At 66.7% G+C, this 243-nt stretch carries 1 protein-coding gene; it reads left to right on the top strand.

The genetic code is table 11. The annotated features are described in order from the left end of the window. On the top strand, positions 1-243 hold a 243-nt coding region (locus E1958_RS19955; protein WP_341765492.1), incomplete at both ends, for an aminomethyltransferase beta-barrel domain-containing protein.

Genomic DNA, 243 nt, shown 5'->3' with positions numbered 1-243 from the left:
ACGTCACCGCCAGGCCCTTCAGGACTGTACGCTCATCGAGCTGGGGGACGACCGTTGTCGGGTCCGCTTCGCGCGCCCCCAGCGCGCTGTCACGCCGGGCCAGGCCGCGGTATTCTATCGGGGCGAGGAGTGCCTCGGCGGTGCCGTCATCGAGCGGGCTTGGGCAGAACCGCCGAATAATACTCGCTGTACTGCCACACGGTACAATCTGCGCATTTCACTCCCTCTCCCTCCGGGAGAGGG

It is taken from the genome of Candidatus Thiosymbion oneisti (assembly GCF_004359955.1).
Classification (GTDB): domain Bacteria; phylum Pseudomonadota; class Gammaproteobacteria; order Chromatiales; family Chromatiaceae; genus Thiosymbion; species Thiosymbion oneisti.
Note: the sequence above shows the minus strand (reverse complement) of the source record. Positions and strands in the feature narration are given on the sequence as shown.